The 24,570-nt window shown below is 31.0% G+C and carries 20 protein-coding genes; 8 read left to right on the top strand and 12 right to left on the bottom strand.

The features are described 5' to 3' along the window. The first annotated feature begins 155 nt into the window (after nucleotides 1–155). From WDZ41_00360 to WDZ41_00350, 3 genes are all read left to right on the top strand, one after another. The gene (locus WDZ41_00360) at nucleotides 156–1,808 is read left to right on the top strand and encodes an OPT/YSL family transporter (protein MEX0939793.1); all 1,653 of its coding nucleotides are present in this window, start codon (nucleotides 156–158) and stop codon (nucleotides 1,806–1,808) included. A gap of 123 nt (nucleotides 1,809–1,931) precedes the next feature. Further along, complete coding sequence (locus WDZ41_00355) at nucleotides 1,932–4,562, top strand: pitrilysin family protein (GenBank protein MEX0939792.1); 2,631 nt, start codon at nucleotides 1,932–1,934, stop codon at nucleotides 4,560–4,562. Nucleotides 4,563–4,584: 22 nt separating this feature from the next. After that, nucleotides 4,585–7,245, top strand: coding sequence for a pitrilysin family protein (locus WDZ41_00350; GenBank protein MEX0939791.1), 2,661 nt, complete (start codon nucleotides 4,585–4,587; stop codon nucleotides 7,243–7,245). A 71-nt stretch (nucleotides 7,246–7,316) separates the two neighbouring features. On the opposite strand, the gene WDZ41_00345 is transcribed toward WDZ41_00350, so the two are convergent. Beyond that, entirely contained in the window at nucleotides 7,317–7,904 is a 588-nt protein-coding gene (locus tag WDZ41_00345; protein ID MEX0939790.1) for a hypothetical protein, read from the bottom strand. A 200-nt stretch (nucleotides 7,905–8,104) separates the two neighbouring features. Continuing rightward, complete coding sequence (locus WDZ41_00340) at nucleotides 8,105–8,689, bottom strand: hypothetical protein (protein ID MEX0939789.1); 585 nt, start codon at nucleotides 8,687–8,689, stop codon at nucleotides 8,105–8,107. A 75-nt stretch (nucleotides 8,690–8,764) separates the two neighbouring features. Here WDZ41_00340 and WDZ41_00335 point away from each other — a divergent pair, with 75 nt between their 5' ends. Further along, nucleotides 8,765–9,589 carry a hypothetical protein gene (locus WDZ41_00335; protein ID MEX0939788.1) on the top strand — a complete coding sequence of 275 codons (825 nt, stop codon included), beginning with the start codon at nucleotides 8,765–8,767 and terminating at the stop codon, nucleotides 9,587–9,589. Nucleotides 9,590–9,664: 75 nt separating this feature from the next. Next, nucleotides 9,665–10,246, top strand: a complete 582-nt coding sequence (locus WDZ41_00330) for a hypothetical protein (protein ID MEX0939787.1) — start codon at nucleotides 9,665–9,667, stop codon at nucleotides 10,244–10,246. A gap of 14 nt (nucleotides 10,247–10,260) precedes the next feature. Here the strand turns inward: WDZ41_00330 and WDZ41_00325 are convergent, their stop codons facing one another. From WDZ41_00325 to thyX, 9 genes are all read right to left on the bottom strand, one after another. After that, complete coding sequence (locus WDZ41_00325) at nucleotides 10,261–10,446, bottom strand: hypothetical protein (protein MEX0939786.1); 186 nt, start codon at nucleotides 10,444–10,446, stop codon at nucleotides 10,261–10,263. A 55-nt stretch (nucleotides 10,447–10,501) separates the two neighbouring features. Continuing rightward, nucleotides 10,502–11,542, bottom strand: a complete 1,041-nt coding sequence (locus WDZ41_00320) for a CapA family protein (GenBank protein ID MEX0939785.1) — start codon at nucleotides 11,540–11,542, stop codon at nucleotides 10,502–10,504. A 17-nt stretch (nucleotides 11,543–11,559) separates the two neighbouring features. Continuing rightward, entirely contained in the window at nucleotides 11,560–11,802 is a 243-nt protein-coding gene (locus tag WDZ41_00315) for a hypothetical protein (GenBank protein ID MEX0939784.1), read from the bottom strand. Nucleotides 11,803–11,875: 73 nt separating this feature from the next. After that, nucleotides 11,876–13,759, bottom strand: coding sequence for a hypothetical protein (locus tag WDZ41_00310; GenBank protein MEX0939783.1), 1,884 nt, complete (start codon nucleotides 13,757–13,759; stop codon nucleotides 11,876–11,878). A 225-nt stretch (nucleotides 13,760–13,984) separates the two neighbouring features. Then, nucleotides 13,985–15,442, bottom strand: coding sequence for an Asp-tRNA(Asn)/Glu-tRNA(Gln) amidotransferase subunit GatB (gatB, locus tag WDZ41_00305; GenBank protein ID MEX0939782.1), 1,458 nt, complete (start codon nucleotides 15,440–15,442; stop codon nucleotides 13,985–13,987). A 77-nt stretch (nucleotides 15,443–15,519) separates the two neighbouring features. Then, complete coding sequence (gene rho, locus WDZ41_00300; protein MEX0939781.1) at nucleotides 15,520–16,803, bottom strand: transcription termination factor Rho; 1,284 nt, start codon at nucleotides 16,801–16,803, stop codon at nucleotides 15,520–15,522. A gap of 163 nt (nucleotides 16,804–16,966) precedes the next feature. Next, nucleotides 16,967–17,845, bottom strand: coding sequence for a protein translocase subunit SecF (gene secF, locus WDZ41_00295; protein MEX0939780.1), 879 nt, complete (start codon nucleotides 17,843–17,845; stop codon nucleotides 16,967–16,969). 125 nt (nucleotides 17,846–17,970) lie between these two features. Further along, entirely contained in the window at nucleotides 17,971–18,225 is a 255-nt protein-coding gene (gene rpmA / locus WDZ41_00290) for a 50S ribosomal protein L27 (protein MEX0939779.1), read from the bottom strand. Between the two features lie 58 nt (nucleotides 18,226–18,283). Further along, the gene (gene thyX, locus WDZ41_00285) at nucleotides 18,284–19,060 is read right to left on the bottom strand and encodes an FAD-dependent thymidylate synthase (protein MEX0939778.1); all 777 of its coding nucleotides are present in this window, start codon (nucleotides 19,058–19,060) and stop codon (nucleotides 18,284–18,286) included. A gap of 227 nt (nucleotides 19,061–19,287) precedes the next feature. Here thyX and WDZ41_00280 point away from each other — a divergent pair, with 227 nt between their 5' ends. The 3 genes from WDZ41_00280 to WDZ41_00270 all read left to right on the top strand — a co-directional run bounded on the left by WDZ41_00280 (nucleotide 19,288) and on the right by WDZ41_00270 (nucleotide 21,576). Beyond that, on the top strand, nucleotides 19,288–19,788 hold the full coding sequence (locus tag WDZ41_00280) for a hypothetical protein (protein ID MEX0939777.1): 501 nt from the start codon (nucleotides 19,288–19,290) through the stop codon (nucleotides 19,786–19,788). 24 nt (nucleotides 19,789–19,812) lie between these two features. Beyond that, a complete protein-coding gene (locus tag WDZ41_00275; protein ID MEX0939776.1) occupies nucleotides 19,813–20,715 on the top strand; it encodes a hypothetical protein in 903 nt (300 codons plus the stop codon). 120 nt (nucleotides 20,716–20,835) lie between these two features. Then, nucleotides 20,836–21,576 (top strand): ankyrin repeat domain-containing protein, encoded by a 741-nt coding sequence (locus WDZ41_00270; GenBank protein ID MEX0939775.1) that lies wholly within the window; start codon nucleotides 20,836–20,838, stop codon nucleotides 21,574–21,576. Between the two features lie 23 nt (nucleotides 21,577–21,599). Here WDZ41_00270 and polA read toward each other — a convergent pair whose 3' ends face one another. Continuing rightward, the gene (polA, locus tag WDZ41_00265) at nucleotides 21,600–24,320 is read right to left on the bottom strand and encodes a DNA polymerase I (GenBank protein MEX0939774.1); all 2,721 of its coding nucleotides are present in this window, start codon (nucleotides 24,318–24,320) and stop codon (nucleotides 21,600–21,602) included. Nucleotides 24,321–24,570 lie beyond the last annotated feature (250 nt).

Raw genomic sequence — 24,570 nt, 5'->3', positions numbered from 1 at the left:
CGGCTCTGAAAGAAAGGATATTTTTTTTTAATAATTTTGTTAATTTTTAGATCGAGTTTACGTTAGATTAATAATAACTCGCTCTTTGTAGCTAATATTATTAATCTAATATTTAGATTTTTGTTATTCAATACTAAAAAAGAGGACAGAGGTTTATGTTTTTTCCCAGTACGAAACATATAATTCTCTTTGTTATGACTGTTTTATTATCAATATTTTCTACTGTTGTTATGAGCTATATAGCAATGGCAGCAGCAATTGGTCCATGGATAGAAACAACATTAGTATTATGCAGTATGTTTATTTTTAATTTTTTAGCACGTTATGCCATGCTAAATTATACACAAGCAGTTGGTATTACAACTGCAGCCGGTGGTATTGGGGGAATTTTGGCAACGAGTTTTGCATTTTCTATGCCCACACTTTATTTTATTTCACCTAATATTTTTCAATCATGGATGCAAAATCCACTTTTTTTTATAACAATTTTTAGTATTTTTGCGCTGATGGCCGGAAGTTTTGGCTTTCTTATAGCGAATATTTTCGAAGAATATTTATTAGAAAAGCAACAAATGAAATTTCCGATTGGTGATTTAATTTATAATACAATTATTGCACCTGGACAGTTAAGTAGGGCAAAAGAATTAATCTCAGGCTTTTTTTTAACCCATTGTGCTCTTTTTTTATATACTATCACTAAATTCTTTGATCAATCGATAACGCTTAATAATGCTTATCGATTATCAGTATTTGTTTTGCCTCCTATTATTTTACCAGTAACGCAACTGCCAATGTATATCGCGATTGGTTTTATAACAGGGCACGTTATAGCAATACCACTTCTTGTTGGATTTCTGATAAAAATTTTATGTTTAAATCCATTGTTTTATTTTTATAATCATATGCCACAATTTTTAATTTTCAGAAATCTAATTACTGAAAGTGAGTTTACGCTTGCATTTTGTAGCGGCATGATATTATTTGGTGCAATCAAAGGATTTTTTCAATTAATACCTACATTAAAAAATTTTTTTGATAAAACATTAAAAAACAAATGGTTCTTAAATCAAGAATCATCTTCTATTGTAATTCCTTGGATTCAAATTATTTTTATATTGTCAGTAAATAGTCTTTTTTTCTTTTATTTTGAATTTTCTTTATTTGCACAAATTTATTTATTTATATTTTCTGCCATCTGTATTTATCAAATGCTTATTATAGCGGGGAAAATTGGTATTATTCCGCTTGGTCGTTTTGCTACTTTTGTGATGATACCAGGCATGCTCTTATTTAATTTTGATCCTATTCAAATAACCTTGGTTGCGGCATTTGTTGAAATTGCGGGGGGTGTTGCTGGAGATGTGTTGTTTGGCAGAAAATTAGCACGGCTTGCTAACATTGAAAAAGAAGATATCAGAACATTTCAATGGCTTGGGCTTATTGTTAGTGCTTTATGTATAGGCATTATCTTTTGGTTGTTTATTCATAATTTAGGTTTAGGAAAGGCTGCCGGCTTGCCAGCAATTAAAGCATATAATCGAGCATTATTAATAAATTTTAAGCATTTTGATTTTTATGTGCTTATTATTGGCATGCTATTTGGTTCTCTTATTCAATTTATCAATATCAACCCAGCACTCCTTTTAGGTGGCATTTTAATGCCGCCAAATATTTCATTAATGCTTGTTGCCGGTGGCATGTGTTCATTATTGTTAAAAAACAAAGAAGATTATTATCCTATTTTATCCGGTGTATCAGCGGCAAATTCCATTTGGTTGCTTCTTGATGCATTGGTTAAAAATACCTGATAATAAGTTTTTTACTAATAAATTACAAGTTTTTTTTTCACGTAATTTACAGATATTTTGCCTAGACTTTTAATTTACTTTACTCTGTAATAAATAAGCTGAATATATTTGCCAGGAGTTTTTATGATCGCTACTCAAGAAAAAGTATTTAATAAAATTTTATCAAACGGATTAACCGTTTTAGTTCGCCCGAATCATGTATTGCCGAAAGTTTCAATTCAATTATGGTATAATGTCGGCTCAAAAGATGAAAAATCTAATGAAAAAGGGATCGCGCATTTAATTGAGCATATGATTTTTAAAGGTACTAAAACATTATCAGAATCTGATATTAATATGATTACGCATAAGTTATCTGGTTATTGTAATGCATTTACTTCGTATGATTATACGGGCTATCTTTTTGATTTTCCTTCTCATCATTGGCAAGAAGCGTTACCCATTATGGCCGATTGTATGAGCAATTGCACATTTAAAGAAGAATTGCTTGCTTCAGAAATGAAGGCAGTTATTCAAGAACTTAAAATGTATCGCGATGATTATGCTTCAAGCTTAATTGAAGAAATGATATCATCTATTTTTGTCGATCATCCTTACCATTATCCAATTATTGGTTTTAAACAGGATCTATGGAGTTTAAAAAGAGAGACACTAATAAATTTTTATAAAAAACATTATGTACCAAATAATGCCGTACTAGTAGTAGTTGGTGATGTTATGCCAGAAGAAGTATTTGCACAAGCAGAAAAGAATTTTGGTTCAATTAAGCCAAATCCGGATTATAAAAAAGAAACTTTTTATTTTAGCCCGGATATTATTTCTAAATCAGTAATTATTTATAGAGATGTCAAACAGCCTATAGTAATGCTTTCATGGGTTGTGCCTGGTGCAGAATCTAGAACAGATTATTTTTTAGATGTATTAGCATGGATTTTAGGGCTTGGAAAAGCATCGCGTCTTTATCGATTACTCGTTGATGAGTTACAACTTACAACTGATGTTGAAGCATTTTGTTATGATTTATTTGATCAGAGTTTATTTTTTATATATTTTCAGCCAAAAAATAATGAAGATATCGAAAAAATTATTGATTTAATTACTCGAGAATTACAAACAATGCGAGAAAAAGGAGTAAGCCAAGAAGAGCTACTCCGAGCAACAAAACAGGCACAAACACAATATCTTTCATTATTAGAAAGAAATCAAAAGCAGGCGTATGTTATCGGTCAAGCGTATTTAGCAACGGGTGATAAAGAGTTCTTATTTAATTACTTAGATCATCCGCTGCAAGAAATTGAACAAAAAGTAAATGAGCTTCTCAGAAATTATTTCCGTTCATCGCTGATGCATAAAGGATCAGTATTACCGCTTGCAATGGAAGATAAAGAATATTGGGAGTTTATTCAGCAACGATCTGATCAAGAAGATGCACGTATTTTATCAAAAGTTCAGCGCATAATGCCTGTCGAAGAAGGTATGCAAGTTCACAAAGTTAAAATTGCAAAACCAAAAGATTTTGTATTCCCGCGTGCTGAAAAAAATAAGCTATCAAATGAGGTGACCGTACTTTCATATCATAATCCCAATGTGCCAAAAATTGAGTTGATACTTTCATTGCAAGCAAAACATTATTATGATCCTATTGATCAACAAGGATTGAATGCATTTATGTGTGCAATGATGGTGGAAGGAACAAAACATTATACGGGAGCAGAGCTTGCTGATGCAATTGAATCTAGGGGGATGAGCTTAAGTATTACGCCGGGACAAATAACATTAAGCATGCTCAAAGAGGATTTGCAAATAGGCCTTGATCTTTTGTTAGAGGTTTTAACTAATGCGACTTTTGAATCTTATGCTATTTCAAAAGTTCGCTCACAAGTTTTGGCAGATTTAAAAGATTACTGGGATAATCCGGCTGCTTTTGTAAATCAATTAGCGCGCGATCAGGTTTATAAAAATCATCCTTATAGCAAAAAAGTATTAGGTGACCTTGACTCAGTCATGAGTATTGCACAAAATGACTTACTCAAAGCTTATGAATCATTTATAACGCCAAAAAATACTATTTTGGCAATCGTTGGTGATATCGAAAGTTATCCAATTTTAAAGTTATTAGAAAATACATTAGGTACTTGGCAGGGGCCATCACTTAAGCCAATTGAATTTCCATTACTTTCTCCACTTAAACAAGAAGAAATCAAATATCCTATTGTGCGAGATCAAACAGTATTATGTTTTGCTGGGTTATCAGTTTCACGATTTGATCCCCGGTTTGATAAACTATTATTATTTGATCAGATTTTTTCTGGAGGTGTTCTTGGTTCAATGAGCTCACGCTTATTTCAATTACGTGAGCAATCCGGATTATTTTATACGATTGGTGGTTCATTATTAGCGCATACTGATGAACAACCCGGTATGGTATTTATTAAAACGATTGTTTCATTAGATAGGCTTGCTGAGGCTGAAGAAGCGATTATTGAAACTATTAATAAGGCAAGTACTTATATTAAAGAACATGAATTACAAGAAGCAAAAGATGCATTAGCTCATTCAATGATTGATAATTTTGCAACGAATTTACATATTGCGAGTAGTTTTATTTTTCTTGAACACTTTAAATTACCAGAAGATTATTTTGATCATCGTGCACGGTATTTGGCGGAAATTAAAGCAGAACCAATTATGCAAGCAGCACGTAGTGTGCTTGATACCAACCATTTAATTCGTATAAAAGTTGGGCGTATTTAATATATAAAAAAAGGTGAGTAGTATGAATAAGCTTTTTTCATTTTTGTTGTTATTGGTAAATGTTTCAGCTTTAGCCAACCAAGCACCACTTATTTTTAAAAAAGTATTACCGAATGGTTTGACAGTTTTAGTTTGCCCGGTACATACATCCGAAAAAGTTTCTATGCAGTTATGGTATCATGTGGGTTCAAAAGATGAATGTGATGGCCAGAGAGGTCTTGCGCATTTAATTGAACATATGATCTTTAAAGGAACTAATAACCTTTCAGAAACTGATATCCCTTTTATTACACATAAATTATCAGCGCAATGTAATGCTTCTACGAGTTTTGATTGGACTCGTTATTATTTTAATGTACCTAAAGAAAATTGGCGTGAAATTATGCCAATTATGGCAGATTGCATGAACAACTGTACATTCAAAAAAGATTTACTCAATGCAGAAATGAAAACGGTTGTACAAGAATTAAAAATGTATAAAGACTATTATGGGCGGACGTTACTAGAAAAATTAATAGAAGCTATTTTCCCTGATCATCCTTATCATTTTCCGGTTGTTGGGTATAAACAAGATTTATGGTCAGTTGATGATCAAGCATTGCATGCTTTTTATAAAAAACATTATCTACCAAACAATGCAGCATTAGTAATTGTCGGTGATGTTAATGCTGATGAAGCTATTGATGCAGCCCAAAAAGCATTTGGTGCCATTGCACCACATTGGGAATATGAAAAAAAGCAACATTATTTGAGTGCAGATTTAATTGCAAAAACGGTAGTATTATATCGCGATGTGCACAGACCATTGGTGATGCTTGCATTTACAATTCCTGGTATAAAAGAAAAAAAATCTCATATATATGATTTTTTATCATGTGTATTAACAAATGGTAAAAGTGCTCGGCTACATAAAAAATTTGTTGATGAGCTGCAAACCATTAATTCAATTGATAGTGTGCGCTTGGGATTATTTGATCATGATCTTTTCTTGTTAATTTTTGAACCAAAAAATCAAAATGCAATTCCTCAGATTATTGATGCAATTGTAACAGAACTTGATGAGATTAAATTAAATGGCTTGCAAGAAACAGAATTAAAGCGTGCAAGCAAAATAATGCAAGCGCGCTTTTATGATGCGTTAGAAAGCAACTTTAAACAAGCAGAGATGATTGGCGAATCATTTTTAGCAACGCAAAATCCAAAAAAATTTTTCAAGCATCGTTATCTGGTTAATAAAACGAATGAACAAATAAAAAACATATTAAAACAACATTTTCGTCCGTCAATTATGCATCAAGGTTTACTATTGCTTATCGATAATGCGGAGCGTACTGAATGGATGCATTTACAGCATCAATCAGATTTAGAAGATGCGAAGATTTTAGCAGGTCATATACGAGAATCAGAAGTGGAGCAACCACGATATAGCCAAAATGTACAAATTTATGATGTACAAAAAAAATCTTTTCCTAAGCCAACTGTATTTACTTTAGATAATGGTTTAGAAGTACTTTCGCATCATAATCCACGAACTGCAAAAATATCGATACAATTAAAATTAAAAGCAAATGCAGATTATGATTCTGATGAATTACCTGGGTTATATAAATTTCTATCTCAAATGCTTTATGAAGGAACTAAAAATTATACTGCACAAGAGTTTGCTTACCTATTAGAATCCCATGGTATTTCATTGCAAATTTCACCAGGCATAATAAGTATGTCTGTGTTAAAAGAAGATTTATCAAAAGGGTTAGCCTTAATATCTGAATTAGGAATGCAGGCGGCTATTCCAGCCCAATCATTAGAGAAGGTGCGTGCACAAGCTCTGTCAGATTATTATCAATTTTTAGACAACCCATCTTCAATTGCGCAACAATTAGTGCGAGAATATTTTTATAAAAAACACCCGTTAAGCAAAAATCTCTTAGGAAATCCTGGAAGTTTATTGCATATTACTAGAGATGATTTGATTAATTTTTATAAAAAAGTATTTACGCCATATAAAGCAACCCTTGCGATAGTTGGTGATATAGCCGAATATGATTTGCGAGCATTAATTGAAAAAACATTCAGTGCCTGGCAAGGAGATGCCATTGAAGATTTAGATTATAACGTATCATCAATTGATAAGTTAGAAGATATATATCAAAACTTAGATCGTGATCAAACGGTATTAATTTATGCTGGTCAATCTATTGATCGTAATCATGAGGATTATGATAAGTTGTTAATTTTTGACCAAATTTTTGGCTCGGGCATGCAATCAAGGCTTTTTCAATTGCGTCAACAAACAGGAGTTTTTTATACGATTAATGGATCCTTATTAGCGTATGCGGATAATCAGCAAGGGCTTACTTATATAAATACTATTGTTTCTAATAACAGAATAAATGAAACGAAACAGTTAATTGAAAATATTATTAATAATGTAGCAGATAGTATTACTGAACAAGAAGTTGAAGATGCAAAAAGAATGATTTTATATTCGATTGATGATTTATATGCAAAAAATAGATCAATTGCATCAACCTTTTTATATCTAAAACAATGTAAGTTGCCATTTGATTATTCTGATAAACGAGTTGATGATTTATCCAAAATTACGGTTGATGATATTAAGCAAGCGGTAAAAAAAGTACTCAAATCGGATCGTATGTGTTGGATTCAAGTTGGTAGATAGAAAAAAAATTAATAATTTATTACAAAAAAGTCCCCAAGTTATTGGGGACTTAAAATATTTTTCTGGCTTTTTTATTGAGATTTTATTGTGCATCTTTTAAGAAAATCGTTTATGCTTTGTGCTTTTTCTAAATTAGATTTAGCTTTATAAGCAAAAATATAGTTTTTTGCGTTTTTATATGTTGAATAGGTTGCTAATCCAGCCATAGCAATCCCAGTTTTAATACCTAAATAATAAGTTCCACTAATGTTTGCTTGCCATAAATTTTTTATGCAATATATAGAACAAATGCTAAAAAGCCCAGTTATAGTGCTAGCAAGACTATATAGAATTAGTTTTTTTATTCGATTATTTTTAAAATCTTCACATTTTTCTTCCTGCTCAGTAGCCTTTTTTTTGTATAATAGTAAAGAATTTGGGCAATTACTATCTAATTCAACTTTTTTATCATTGGTAACCATATCCAATTTATCAATTTTGAACTTTGTAGAGAATAAATTTTTAAATTGGTCTGCATCATTAACATTAATTACGCTAATTATTTTTTGATCACTAAGATCTTGTTTTTTAAAAAAATCTAAAGGAGATGATATTGAATGTATATAAGAAGGTATACAAACTAATAATATTATTGCTTTCAATATTTTATTTCTTTTCATTAAATGAATCCTTAAACCAATTGAGATTAACTATTATAAATAGTAATTTAGTATAAAAATAGATAAAAGTAAAGTAAAGAACCTTGTAAAATTTCAAATTGAAGACTAAAAATAAAGCTGTGTTTTTTGGCTCTTTGAATTCTAGTTGGAAGAATTTAAAAATTAATTGAGATAGTGAATTACTTTTTATATGCGATTTATTAGCTTTGTTTAATTTTCAAATAAGTACATATCTGTTTTGCATTTTCTAAATGATCTGGATTACAAAAAAGTGCATGCTTAAATTCTTTTATTTTGGGATATTGCTTATAGCTTGAAACACATATTATGAGCAGAAATAATGCTTGTACACTGCTTTTTGAAATACTTTTAGGATTCCAGCCAATTTGATAAATGGTATAAGCAAGTAGACCTTGTATTGTCAATAGAAGAAAAAAGTTTGCAGTGTGCTCAAGTAAAATTTGTTTTCTTTTGTTATGGATTTTTTCACATTCTAATTGAGCTAAAATACTTTTATTACAAAACTCATTTAAAAGAGCTTTTTCACTTTCATCACAATTTAATTTTGGATCTAAAAAGCTAATGTTAAATTTTTTAATAATTTCACTTTTAACACTTTCAATATCTCTTTGTTCAATAGCTTGTGTAATCTGATTATCTGAACTTAATTGCCAAATAACAGAGTAAATTTTATTGCGAAATTCTTGAAGTGTTTGCATAGAATATACATTATTTGAAGTTACAAATAAAAAGATGATTACTAACTGATATCTTATATTTTTCATAGTCAAAAACCTCATAATTTTTTAAAATTAAAAAAAGCTATAAATTACTATAATTAAAAAACGTTCTATAACAAAATGCAAAAACAAAATAAATTAAATAAAGAACAACTTAATTCATTTAAAACAACTATTTGGGATTATTTTCATGCTTTTGGCCGCTCTTTTGCATGGCGCGAAACAACTAATCCTTATCATGTAGTTGTTTCAGAGATTATGTTACAACAGACGCAAACCTATCGAGTAGATGATAAGTATCAAATATTTATTGAAAAATTTCCCAATTTTTCTGTACTTGCACAAGCACCACTGCGGGATGTTTTAACAGTATGGCAGGGTTTAGGTTATAATCGCCGGGCATTATTTTTGCATAAATTGGCTCAAAAAGTGATTACTGAATATGATGGAATATTGCCAGATAATCCGGAATTATTAATTAATTTACCTGGAATTGGTAAAGCAACTGCGGCATCTATTTGTGCATTTGCATTCAATCAACCAACCATTTTTATTGAAACGAATATTCGGGCTGTTTTTATTCATTTCTTTTTTTTAAATCAAGAAAAAGTGCACGATAATGAAATTTTTCCGTTAATTGAGCAAACAATAGAGCAAAAAAACGCTCGTCAATGGTATTATGCATTGATGGATTATGGGGTAATGCTTAAAAAAAAATTTCCTAATCCTAGCAGAAAAAGTAAACATCATTTAAAGCAAAGTAAGTTTGAGGGCTCGGACCGCCAAATACGTGGAATGATTTTAAAAATTCTTACTGTGCAGCCAGTTATAACTTATCAAGAACTCAATGATATGATTCAAGATGATCGTATGCAATTCATATTGCAAGATTTATGTCGTGAAGAGCTCATTAAAAAAAAGGCAAACCTATTTAGTATTTATTGATTAAAAAAAATTTTCTTGTTTTTTTTATTATTCAGTGTCTATGCTCATCACGAGGTGGAACTAAGGAGAGAGAAAATGTTGCACAAGAAATATCTTTTTATTTTATTTTTTTGTTTTGATATATGCGCAATGATATTAGAAGAGTCATCTGATTTAATACCGCAAGAGACTATCGAACAACAACTTAAGCGACGGAATACAAAAATTATTAATGCAATTAATACAAAACAATTAAATAAGGTGATAGAAAGCTTTAAAGATTATGAAAATTCTCGATTAATATTTCGGAATAAAAGAAAAAATACAGATTTTTTGCAAGAGGCACTTGATGCAGCAAATGAAAATATAATAAGTGCAAAATCAAATCTTAGCTGGCAGGGTAATAGAGGCAGAAGAGGAAAGTTATTTGCAGGTGTAACAGGGGTATTGTTTGGTTTTGGTAAGATTGTCTATGAATCAACAATATTCGGCAATAAAGATACGCAAGAAGTAAATGAAAAAGTAGGTTACGCACTGAATATTGCTGGTAATTTTTCATTAATTGGTAGCGGTTTATATACGGCAATTCTCGCATTTGAAAATGGTTCTGCAAAAAATGAATATAATCAAGCGCTAGCAATTAAGTTTTTAATTGAAAACCAAGCTGTAAAAGAGTGAGAAATTATTTTTTTTTATAAAAGCTCGTACAATTGATCTATATATTTTTCTAAGTCTGGTGCCAACTTTTTGACTATATTGGCAAATTCCGTGTCGCCATCATTTTTTGCATCAATTTTAGCATGTTTTTCAATAAACCAAACGATACAGCTTAGTTCATGTAATAATTTGACTTTATCATAAGTACAATGATCCAACATGGTATTCTCCTTTTTTCATTTCATTAATCAATATATAATTTGGATTACTTTAGAATCAATATTTAAATTGATAAATACCTTCATTACTAATTTGCGTATCAAATTCTTTAGATAATTGTTGAACGTGATTAATAGCCCATTCATATTCTTTGCCTGCTGCTAGATTTACTTGCATATTTTCAATATAAACTGGAGTTAATTTGAGTTTTTTGAGGGCATTTTTTTCAATATAAACTTCATAGAAAAATGAAATATCATTACGCAACTTTGGATCAATCATATAGTCATCAATAAAATCACCGGTGTCATACAGGATTAATTTATTTTTATATACTTCTATGCCTTGGAAAATATGCGCGCTATGCCCATGAATTATATCAATGCCAGCATCAATCATTTGATGTGCAAAATCTATAAATTCCTGTGTTGGTTTTTCACGCATATTTGGCCCCCAATGAATTGAGGCAATAAGAAAATCGACTTGTGACCTTACATTATTGACAACTTTTTGGACTATATCAATATCGCCTACTTTTATATAATTTGTACCAGGATTAGCTGCAGTAGCTTTCCAGTCTGGTTCATTATCAGTAAAACCGATTATGCCAAATCTTATACCCTTTTTTTCAATAATGACGGCTTTTTGTGCTTCTTGAATATTTTTGCCAGCACCTACATATTTAATATGAGCTTTTTCTAATACATTCAGCGTCTCATAAAGTCCTTCTTTGCCAAAATCCAAAATATGGTTATTAGCCAAATTAACGACTTCAATATTGCCTTTTTTTAGTGTTTCAACATGCTCAGGATCGGTACGAAAATTAAAGACTTTTGGGGTTGCTTTTGTATGTGCAGTAATCGCAGTTTCTAAATTTATGATATTTAGATTAGTTTTTTTTAAGAGTGGTAAAATATTGCCCCAAGGATATGTTGGTGAGGTTTCTTTTAGTTTTTCATTAACGAGCCTGCCAAGCATAACATCTCCGGTAAAACCAATTATTACGATATTTTTCTTTGTTGATAATATTTGATAGGTGGTGATGGATAGCAATGATAATGAAAGTGCTGCAATAAGCGCTTTTAAAATCAATCTCATTTTTTAAATACTTATTTTTACTTTTTTTGTTTCGATGATTTATCTAAAGGCATACGTGGTTTTCCACCTTCTCGCGTACCCCATAACTGCTTATTGCCCCATTTACATCGAGTTCTAATAATTTTAAAAATATTAGCTGCACCACGGCTCATATTGCGGCCAATAGTGCTGATTCTTTCATTAAATTTCATAGATCTTCGGCGGTTTTTATTTTGTTCGTCAAGACCAAGCGGCGTATCTTTTTTAAAAAATTTCTTCATTCAATCTCCTTTTTTTAAGCGATTGCTTAATATTTAGAATAAACAAAGATATTAAAAGAAAGCAATGGAAGTCTTAAGGAGCTTTTGTACTAAGAGGTGGAAATTCAACTTCGTAGAATCCTTTTGTGAAATACTCATTAATGAGTTCTTTCCCAGATCGTGAAACAAAGTTGCGATGATACCATTCACCTGTTTGGCTATCAACTATATAGGTAAATAACCCTGTTTCCCATTGATTGTTTTTGTAATAGATGCAACCAGGAAGTGTAAGCAGGATATCTTTTTTATTTTTTGTAATACGACTTGCAGTAGTCGATTGTTTTGCCCAATCGGTTAAGCAAGTATCTACAAGTTGACTGAAGGCATGTGTGATTATCGTTTTTTTACGAAAATCGGGATGCGTATATTTTTTACTTGTTTCATCAGAATACCCTTGATCAAATAAAGTTTTTTGTGGATTTTCAAACCATGCTTTAACCCAATGGGTATAATTTGGATTTGTAGCATTAATAGTAGGTTGATTTTGTTGATCCGTTTTAAATATTAAAATTTTAATTTCATTATTTGGATCATTAATTGAAATATGTTCATTATTTTCTTCAATAATTTGTTCAATATCATCATTAATTTGCGGATCTATTTGGATATTTGATGGAGCAATTATTTCATTTTTTGATTCATTTTGCTCTATGGTATTTTCAATATCATAAATATTATTGCTTTGTTTTATATATTTTTTCTTTTTCTTTGTTTTTCTTTTCTTTGCAATATTTTTCTTTACTGTTAATTGCTCTTTTTCTATTTCAGTTATTTCATTTTTTGGGCTACTATCAGTTTCAATTATAGCATTTTGTTCTTTTAGATTATTTAATTGTACTATAATATTTTGTTTTTCTATTTCAGTTAACAATTCAAGCGGTAATTGCTGCTTTTTTGCAGTTTCTATAGAGATAGGGATATTTAAATATAATTTATATTTTTGTCCTTCAATTTTATCCTTTTTAATGTATTCAAAAATAATATTGGACAGTTCTTTTTTGATTTTTTTATATAATTCATCAATAGACAATACATATTGATAATAATTTTCACCTATATTTTTAAATTTTGAATGAAAATTCCAATCTTGTGTATCCCATTGATCACTAAATGTTGTGGTATCCATCTCTTTCAAAATTTTATTTGTCCAGCTTATAAATGCTTTTTCTGCTTCAAAATAACTTTTAAATAAAGATTTATTTTGAAGTGATTGGCGATTAATAAAATTTATAATTGATTTAAAGGATTTTTTATGATCGTTAAATAATTGCGAAAAAGCTTCTCGTGATTGATTAGCTTTTCCAATTTTTTTGTTTTGATTCTTAGTTTTTGCTAGAAAATTTCCTATAAATTGAACTTCTTCATTAGTGCTTTGTTGCCATTTTTCAATTAAGCTAATATATTTTCCCTTTTCAATTTCACGTATGTTATTTTCAATAGTTTCTTTATTTTGGAAATGTATTGCAATTGATACGTTATCTACATCCTTTGAAAAAGAATCAAGAAATAATGGTTTATAACGCATAGTAATATTAATGGCTTCTGGTGAAGTAATATTGAATAAAATATTAAAGCCATATTGACTACTTGATGAATAAGGATCATGTATAGTAACGAAAGACTTGGAGCGTAAAAAATTGTAATAATCAAGTTCAATACTTTGTTGATCTATCGTATCTTTGGTGTATTCATTAAATAATAATATAAATTTATGTTGGAATAGCAATGCACTTGCAAAAAACTGTAATCTTCTTAAGTAAGTCTCTGGATTTTGCGAATTATAACCGAATATTTGTTTTAAATTCAAAGATGGAATATTTTGCAGTAATATTGGGTTTTGATCTATTTCCATCGTAAGAAGATTGAGAGGAAAGATGATCAAGAACCAAAATATAAGTAATTTTCTTAATAATTTCATATTGTAACCTCAATTTTTATAAGAATTTGCAGGAAGAAAGAAATAATGAGTTATTATAAGTATATAAATTATTTAAAAAATTGCAAGTTGAAAAAAATCATCAGAAGAAAAAGCTCATTTGAGAGCCTTTTTTGCAATTTACTTCTCAATTTTGGCAAAAAAATAGGGAATAATTCTTTTTTCCATGAATTATTCCCTATAATTAAATTTTTTAAGGTAGGTTAGCTAGGAAAGGTGTTTTTTCAATAATTCTTGTAAGATTTTAGGATTTCCTTTGCCCTGAGTTTTTTGCATTGCCTGTCCAACAAAAAAACCAAAAAGTTTATCTTTTCCTGATTTGTATTGTTCTACTTTTGCAGGGTTTTCTTTTATGATGGAAAGTACTACTTGTTCAAGTTCTTCAGTTGAGCCAATTTGTTCAAGACCTTCTTCTTTTACAACGGTCAAAGGATCTTTTCCTGTTTTAGCAACTATTTCAAATATTTGCTTTGCCGCTTGATTATTGATTACATCCTTTTCAACTAAATCAACAATTTGTGCTAGCTTGTTTGGAGTAACTTTACAGGATACTAATGGTATTTTTTCTTCTTTTAGATAGCCCAAAAGATCACGCAAAATCCAATTGATCAGATTTTTACTATCCGTATATTTTGTTGCCTCTTCAAAATAATTGGCAAGCTCAAGATCTTCAACCAAAATTTCTGCTTCATAAGGAGTTAAGCCTTTTTGAGTACAAAACCGATCAAATTTTTTTTCAGGAAGTTCAGGTATTAAACTTTTAATGCGATTAATCCATTCTTCATTAATCTCGATAAGTGGTAAATCTGGCTCTTTAAAATAACGATAATCGGCCATTTCTTCTTTAATACGCATCGGTTTTGTTATATGTTCTTTAGTATCCCATAGGCGAGTTTCTTGCTGAATATGTTGTCCTTCTTGCAAAAGACCGATTTGTCGTTCGATTTCGTATTCAATTGCATCGCCAATAAATTTAAATGAATTAATATTTTTTAATTCAACTTTAGTACCGAGTTTAGATGCGCCTTTTTTACGTACCGAAATATTGGTGTCCGCGCGGAATGCACCTTCTTCCATATTTCCACTACAAATATGTAAATATTGAACGATGGAGCGTAATGCTTTTAGATACGCTTTTGCTTCATAGGCGCTTGCAAGATCAGGATAAGTTACCATTTCAAGCAATGGGGTGCCGGCGCGATTCAAATCAACAAAACTTTCAGTTTCTGTAGCATGAATGCTTTTTCCCGCATCTTCTTCCATATGAATACGCATTAAACGTATTTGTTTTTTACTTAAATCTTCTAATCTGATATTTACATATCCTTCAGAGCAAATAGGCTTATCATTTTGTGTAATTTGATAACCTTTTGGTAAATCAGGATAAAAATAATGTTTACGGTCAAATTCTGATAGGCGCGTAATACTACAATTAGTTGCTAACCCAGCCATGATTGCATAATCAACAACTTTTTTGTTTAATACTGGTAAAACACCAGGATGCCCGGTACAAATATGGCAAATGTTCACATTTGGATCTTTAATTACTTCATTAGAGCACAAACAAAATATTTTACTCTTAGTAGTTAACTGAACATGTACCTCAATACCAATGACAACTTCATAATCAGGAAATTTAGAAAGTATAGAATTTGTATTAGCCACGCGCTTCCTTCTAAAGTTGATCGTAAATACTTATTTTTAATTATACATAAGATAAATATTAGTGATAGTTCTGCAAACTATGCCGCAGCAGGAGTAGCACCATTTTTCCTTTGAATTGATTCAAAGAATTCAGCATTCGTTTTATGTTTTTTCATTTTATCAATTAAGAATTCCATGCCTTCTATGGTATTCATAGTTGATAAGAATTTGCGTAATACCCAAGATTTATTTAATTCATCTTCTGGTAATAATAGTTCTTCACGACGAGTACCTGAAACTAATAAATCGAATGCTGGGAAGATACGACGATTTGAAAGTTTTCTGCTCATATGAAGTTCCATATTGCCGGTTCCTTTAAATTCTTCATAGATAACTTCATCCATACGGGAACCGGTTTCTACTAATGCAGAACCAATAATAGTTAATGATCCACTTTCTTCAGTATTTCGAGCAGCACCAAAGAATCGCTTTGGTCTTTGTAACGCATTTGCATCAATACCACCAGTTAATACTTTGCCTGATGCAGGCATAGTAGTATTATAAGCACGCGCTAAACGAGTAATAGAATCAAGAATAATCACTACATCTTTGCCAACTTCAACAAGACGTTTTGCTTTTTCTAATACGATTTCTGCTACTTGTACATGCCGTTCTGCAGGTTCATCAAATGTAGAACTAATAACCTCAGCATTAGCTCCTTTGATAGAACGACGAATATCAGCAACTTCTTCAGGACGTTCATCGATGAGTAAAACTATGAAGTAAACTTCAGGGTGATTACTCAAAAGACTTTGTGCGATTTCTTTTAATAAAACCGTTTTACCTGTTTTAGGTGGTGCAACAATAAGACCACGTTGCCCTTTACCGATTGGGGTAAAAATATCCATTAAGCGAGTTGAAATAAAATTAGGATTTGATTCAAGAGTAAACTTTTTTTCAGGATGTAATGGAGTAAGCCTATCAAAAATAAGCCGATCACCTAATACAGAAGGATCAACACCATTTACGGTGCTAATTTTTAATAGTGCAAAATATTTTTCACCTTCTTTTGGCTTACGAATAATACCCTTTACGGTATCACCTGTTTTAAGGCCAAAACGTCTAATTTGTGATGGTGAAACATAAATATCATCCGGTCCTGAAATATAATCGAATCTGGCTGAACGTAAAAATCCAAAGCCATCAGGTAATTTTTCTAATACCCCCTCAACTTCAATATCTTTATCAGGATGTTCTTGGATTTCAATAATACGTTTAATAAGCTCGTCTTTTGTTAGAAGACTTGCTCCAATAACACCTAATCGTCTCGCTTGATAATTTAAATCAGCAAGACTCATTTGTTTTAATTCTTCGAAGGTCATTGTAAATAATTCTCCTATAAAAAAACTCTGTTAGTACTTTGTAGTTTAATGTTGACGCAGTAAAGACAGATTAGAATACAATGCTGGTAGATATTTCAATAATATTAAAATTGAAATATCTACTGCAATAGTTTTAATGTTATTTTTTACTTTATTATTCGATTTATTTTTCTTTATTGAATAATAACATTACCGGACTCGCAATATAAATGGAAGAATATGTGCCAAAGATTATACCAATAAGCAATGCAGTTGATAAATCTCGGAGCGCTTCCCCGCCAAGAATGATGAGAGCCAGTACAATTAATGCGGTTGATACACTGGTTAAAATAGTACGACGTAATGTTTGGTTCAAACTTATATTTACTACTTGATCATGAGCCACATTAGGCATCGCTTTTATATTTTGTCTTATTTGCGTAAAAATAACGATTGTATCATTTATCGAATAACCTAAGACAGCAAGAATTGCACCAATAACATTTATTGAAATTTCTTTATCAAAAAGCAGGAAAAATAATAAAATTGCTATTGCATCATGAAATAATGCTATAACTGCACCAAGCGCATAACCAATAGACCAAAAGCGCCATGCAATATATATAAGCATTAAAATGAGCCCAATAGTCACCGCTTTTATAGAGTTCCAAGTTAATGCTTCACCAACTCCTTGCCCTATGCTGTCAATTTGTAAAATAGAAACTTGAGTATTGAAATTTTTTGCTAATACTGTCCTAATTTTTTCACCGAGCCCTGCAACATCGCCAGAAAATTCTTTAACACGAACTAGAACTTCGTTTTTTCCAAATTCACGAGTAATTGCACCAGACCATCCATTTTTTTCTAGGGTATCGATAATTTCAGCACTACTGACAGGTTTATCAAATTTAAATAAAACTTGTGTGCCGCCAGTAAAATCAACACTGTAAGTGAATGCTTGTCCTGTTGTACTTCTTTTATAAGTAAATACTCCAGCAAAAGTAAGTATCATTAAAAGTGAAAATGACGCACAAATATATCGATATTTCAGAAAATCAATCATGCAACTCTCCAGCGTATGAATAAAAAGAGGTGTCGCTAATAAAAAATTTATTTAGAATCATATAAAGACTTATCAAGAATTTTATGAGAAATCAACTTTTGATCGGTTACTCATTGTTTAATAATTTATTGTGAAATTATTGATACGTATTTGCGTCCTTTAGGGCCATAATGGAATTTAACCACTCCGGCTTTTTTAGCAAATAATGTATCATCGCCACCATGACCTACTGAAGCACCTGGGTGCACACGAGTACCGCGCTGACGTACAATAATTTCTCCACCATTTACCACTTGCCCATCAAATAATTTAATGCCAAGTCTTTTGCTTATACTATCACGACCATTTTGGGTAGAACCACCCGATTTACTAGTTGCCATCGCTTTTCCTTATACATGACAAAATAACTAACTTGATTAATTAAGAAAAGATAAGTTTTCATTGCTTATTATTACTCAAATTGCTTATAAAGTCAAGGCTCCAACCCTCATTGTCGATTTTGGGCATTTGAGTTCGTTTCCATTCTGTTAGAGCAATCGGAAAATATGGTTCTGCAAGTTTTAATAAGCCAAAGGCATAAGCGCGAATCTCTTTTTGAGCACCTTGGTCAAGACGTAATTTTAAAAAATGCATAAGCGAATGAAGATTGCAGGTAAAAATAAATTCCGTATAAATGCAGACCGGTAATAATCCCCTTGCTTGTTCACGCGCTACCCCTTGCTCAAGTAGGTCTTCATATGCCTTATAGCTTGCTTGGAGGTTTTTGATATAGAGTTCTCGTAATTGATTATCCTCAAATGCGCCTATCGAAGATTGCTTATTTGCGGTATCTTGGCGGCGCCAATAGCGAGGTATATAAAATTCTACTTTGGCCTTTACAAATCTGTAGCTAATTTCATTGAATGAGTTCATCCGATGCCGCATCCATTCGCGTTGCACATAAATTGGTGTCTTTACCCGAAATGAGAGTTGATTGTGCTCAAAAGGGCTTGTATGACGATGTTCCATCAAAAATTTAATTAAATTCTGATCCCGATCACTTAAGGTTGTTGATAATTTTCCATAAGAAACACGTGCAGCATTCACAATATCAAGATCTGAGCCAGAAACTCTGATAAGCTCTAGAGAGCTTATACCATCACCCAAAGGATCAAGCTTAATAATGGTTTCTTGTGCTGAATTAGGGGTGCTAGTAGAAGATTTTATGGTTTCCATGAGGATTATCCTTTTTTTATTCTATGTAGAGAAAAAATAAAATAATAAGATAATAATTTAGGAAAAATATGTAAAAAGCAAATTAACTGTTAATTTTCTATATGAAATTATTTTAATTGACAATTTTGTTAATTTTGTTAGTTTTGAATTAATAAGAGAAATTACAGATTATTTTTAAGCGAATTTTTCTTGAGAAAATATTTTAATCCTTAAAAAAAGGTGAAATTGTGAAAAAGAAACTAATAATAGGAATTCTAATAAGTGGATTCTTGAGTAATGTAACGACCTCATACCCTATTTGGGGTTTAAATTGGACAAATTATGATGCAGTTTCATGGACTGTACCTTCAGTAATTTATACGCCATTTATTTCAGCAACTGAAATTGCAGCAAATAGCTTGAGTTCGATTGGGCAATATTTCCAAAATTCTCGTGCCGGTTGGTTTACTGCAGGTGCGGCATTACTTGGTATTGGTGCTTTATGGTATAAATCAAAACGTGATAAAGAAGTGCAAGATTTAGAGAAGCAACTTCTGAATAAAGAAAACTATTGGAAATCTAAAATAGAACAAGCTCAGATAATTTATTTATCAGATCGAAAAGATGTTTTACAAAAATGTGAGGCCACTCTGGAGAGATGTATTGATTATTATGATGAGAAAAAAAAAATAAATAACCAATTATTATTGCAAGAGCAACCAATAAATCTTAATGCAATAAAAAAGTAAAAAAATAAGTGGGGTTATAAGAAAATGAAAAAAATATTTCTAACAATTTTACTCTTAATGTTTGGCGTATCAAATCAAACACAACCATTTTTTAGTATGGATTCAATGTTTGATGTTACATCTTGGCTTATACCGCAAAATTTATATGTTCCTCAAGTAACGCTTTCTGATGTGTTAACTGGAACAGTACAAGCAATTGGGCATTCATTACAAAATCCAAAAGCAGGATGGGTTTGTGCTGCTGCCGTAGTTAGTGCTGCAGGGATTAGTGCATTGTGGTATAAATCGAAAAAGAATGCCGAAATCAGTAGATTGAAAAAAATTATCGATGAAAGTCTAAGCAATCAAACAGTTCAAGCTAATTCAAATAAAGTGGAAAAAAATAAATTAGAAAATGAACTAAAAGAACTTCAAGAACAGAAAATAAAATTGGAAGAAATTCTTAAAGAAACTGAAGATCAATCACTAGAATATTTGACTCAATTAAAAGATATACAAGCAGATAAAAAAAATGTTTCAGATAATTCAAAAAAATTAGAAGTTGACAATAGTTTTTCTAATCGTTTTAGACAATATAAGTTAAATAATATAATTGATGAATTAGAAAAAGAAAGGGTTCTATTATATCAAGTATGGGTTAGTGAGATTGAAAACAATAACATGTTACGAGGTTTCCTTGGTATTTCTCCTCGCACAGAACAAATATCTGAGATAATGGATTACATCAAAGAGATAGAAAAAAAAATAGAAAAATCAGAAGATGAAAAAGAATTAAAAAATTTAAAAATTGCCTCAGCAAAGATGGGACAACTTAAAAAAGATATGGAAGAATATTTCAATCATTGCAAGGCGCAATTGCAAGAAGCCAATAAGAAAATTAGAGACCTTGAGGCGCAACTTAAAGAATATGCAAAAGAAGAGCAATAGCGCTAATATTAATTTTTTGAGATTCAAAAAGGGACACATCAATTTCAACGCAAAAAATGCCATTTGAAAAAACAGTAAAAAAAGGCTATTTTAATATATACATGATTTATGGAGGATTGTATGAATCGAATATATTTTATTATCATGGCTTTTTTTTGTACCATTTTTACTTGTTATAGCATGGAACAAAAAATAAAAATAGATACACATTGGCCTCATCAAATATCGGCTATAAGTTTATTGGATGAACGGTTAACTGTTGATCAAGCAACTGAACTTATAAAAACAAAAAATGTTAATGCGTGCTCAATATTTTTTAAGACTCCGCTTCATATAGCAGTGGAGCGTAATCATAAAGAGTTAACAAATTTTTTGATTGCAAATAGTGCAAAAAAAAATTTTCGCGATTGGCAAGGGAAAACACCTTTGTTTTATGCAGTAAAAAATCGGAATATGGAGCTTATAGAAATATTATTAAAGGCTGGCGCTTCTATAGAGATCACCAATAATAAAAAAGAAACTCTTATTGGTTATGCTGAAGCTAAGGGAATTCAATTAGAGAAAATACAAAATCAAATATTGAATAAAAATAATTTAACTTCATTAATTGAACCAGATATAAAACATCGTATTTTTTCAGCAAATGGTTCCGACAATCAAAAAAAAGGCTTTTTATCTTTGATTGATAATGAGAAAGCAAATCAGTTAAATGAAATGAAAACAAACTCAGATGATGTAGACAATGAAAAAAAACAAAATTCAAGTTGCTTTTCTCAAAAGTTTCTTTTGACAGGTGCTCGAGTAGCTTGCGCTGTTTTAGCTATAGTAAGTTTGTATCAATTTTCTAATTTGTTTAATTAAAATTACTTCTTAAAAAATATTTTTTATTTTGTAATTTCTTGCCAATCATTACCAAATCGTGTTGATACCACAAGAGGCACATTCCAATTAACCACATTTTCAAGAATTTGCTTAACTACTTTTTCAGTCTGAGACAGTTCATTTTGAGGTACTGAAATTAATAGTTCGTCATGAATTTGCAATAATATTTTGGCGTTCAGATTTTCTTTTTTTAATGCCTTATTCAAATTAATCATCCCTAATTTCATTAGCTCAGCGGCAGTTCCCTGTGCTTTAGTATTGATAGCTATGCGGCGTGCTAAATCAAACAATACTTTATTTTCTTCATAAATCCCTGGAATATAACGGCGTCGGCCAAAATAAGTGGTTACATAGCCATGCTCTTTGGTTTCGGCAATAATAGAATCCATCCATGTAGATACTTGTGGATATTGCGCAAAATATTTTTCGATATAAATTTTAGCATCCTTAAATGGGATTTTTAAATCCTTAGAAAGACCGTATGGTGTTAAGCCATATAAAATACTAAAATTGATTCGCTTACCAATTTGACGTTGTGCGCTTATAACATTGTCTATTGAGGTATCAAATAATTTTGCAGCCGTACGAGTATGAATATCTTCTCCTTTTAAAAATGCATTTACTAAAGCTTCATCTTGAGAAAGAAATGCCAATACTCGCAGTTCGATTTGTGAATAATCAGCGGAAAGAAAAACATTTCCTTCTTTTGGCTTAAATGCAGAACGCAAATGCAGTCCTTTGTAATGAGCCGAATCAGTCGGAATATTTTGTAGATTTGGATTCGAACTTGCAAGCCTACCGGTTGCAACCGCTGTTTGACTAAAAGTAGTGTGAATACGCCCTGTCTCAGGATTAATGTATGTTGGAAGTGCATCAATATAGGTACTTTTTAATTTAAAGAGCTCACGATATTTTACAATTAATGCTGGTACTGGATGCAATTCAGAAAGTGCCTCTAACACTTCTACGTCAGTAGAATAACTAGTTCGCCCCATAGTCTTTTTTTGTGGAGGTAGCTTTAGTTGTTCAAAAAGCAGTTGACCAAGCTGTTTGGGAGAATTTAAATTGATATTCTTAAATTCAGGGCCAATAAGCTCAGTAATATGATTTTTTATTTCGGATAAATCATAAGTTACTTGTTTATCAATTTTTTGCAAAATATCAGTATCCAGATAAATGCCCTGTTTTTCCATTTCAAATAATACTTGAATAAGTGGAAATTCAATTGTTTCAAATAATGTATACATATTTTGTTTAATAAGTTCTGCACGTAAAATTGGTTCTAACTGTAATGTTTGGTGTGCATCAGAAGCGGCATATTCTGTAGCTAAATCAATCGGCAAGTCACCAAATTTCTTATAACCATTATTAGTAACCACATCAGCAAAGGTAAACATCGGTTCGTTTAAATAGTATTCAGAGAGAGATTTAAGGCCGATTCGCTGCCAGTCTTCAGTAATCAAATGAGCCGCAATTAAAGTATCAAATATTAATCCTTTTACTTCAATGCCATAATGAATAAGTGCAAGCATATCAAATTTAGCGTGATGCATAATTTTTTTTATGGTGGGATCAATAAGTAAAGGCTTAAATGCATTAAGCACTTGATCGCGTGAAAGTTGTTTTTCCGCCATCTCATGGCCAAAAGGAATATAATATGCAGTGCCTTTTTTTACACAAATACATAAGCCAACTAACTTATCCTGCAAAGGATCAAGCCCATTCAGCTCAGTATCAATTGCTACTATTTTTTCTTGTTGTATTTGTTGGCAGAGCTCTGCAAGATCGGCTTCAGTTATAATTGTTTTAAAAGTATAACCTTTGAGTTCAGAAAGTTTTTGTCTTTTTTCAAGTGGAAGTTTTCCTTGAATATCTTTAACTAATGATTTGAACTCTAAAGCTTCAAATAATGGTAAAGCATTCATCCATTGATTGCGATCAAATGTCAGATCTTTTAAATCAATATTTAATGGGCAATAATGAAGTAAAAATAGCTGTCTACTTAAAAAAGCTTCTTTTTTTTGTTCTTCAAGCGCTTTTCGTGTGCGTTCTTTTTTTACTTTATCTAAGTTTTCATATAAATCTTCAAGAGAATCGAATTGCTGCACTATATCAGTGGCGCCTTTTTTTCCAATTCCTTTGACACCCGGAATATTATCTGAAGCATCGCCAAGCAATGCAAAATAAAACGGTAATTTTTTAACGGAAAAACCCATGTTTTTTTCAAAAACTTCAGCATCAATAAATTGATCTTTGAATGGATCAAAAATGGTAATTGAATCACTCAATGCCTGACCCATATCTTTATCAGAAGTAACAAAAACAGCATTCATGCCATTTTTTTCTAAATCTTTAGCAATTGAATACATTAAATCATCAGCTTCTTCTCCTGATTGGGCAATTTGAGTAATTCCAATTAAATCAGCAAATTCTTGGATGTGTTCTTTTTGCTTAAAAAGATCACTTGGTGGTTCTTGACGTGTTGCTTTGTATTCAGGATATACTTCATGCCGTATTGTTTTGCCTTTACTATCCCAAACTAAAGTAAGATACGATGGTTTAAAGGCATCAATCATTTTTTTTATCATACGTATAAAGCTATATACTGCTTGGACTGGTTCTCCTTGCTTGGTATGCAATGGACGTAAGCTATAATAGGCTCGGTATAAAAATGATGAGCCATCGATTAAAAATACAGTTTTTTTTGAGGTAATTTTTTCCACTAATAACTCTTTAAGGCCAAAAATAGATTACATTCTGTTTGTCTATTAAACAGTATAGCCTAAATTATCATATTTGTCAGATGATTTTAGGGTAATATGCTACTTTTGGAAATTGGAATTATGCAGTGATTTCGGATGATTATTTTGATAAATTACCCCAACTATAAGCATGCTTAATACTGCGGCAAAAAAACACCATACTGAATTTAAATATTTATAATAAAAAATTATACTCATAATATAAGAAAGT

This window comes from Candidatus Babeliales bacterium, assembly GCA_040879965.1.
GTDB lineage: Bacteria > Babelota > Babeliae > Babelales > JACPOV01 > JBBDJI01.
The sequence above is the reverse complement of the archived record's forward strand: the minus strand, read 5'-3'. Positions and strand labels throughout refer to the sequence as shown.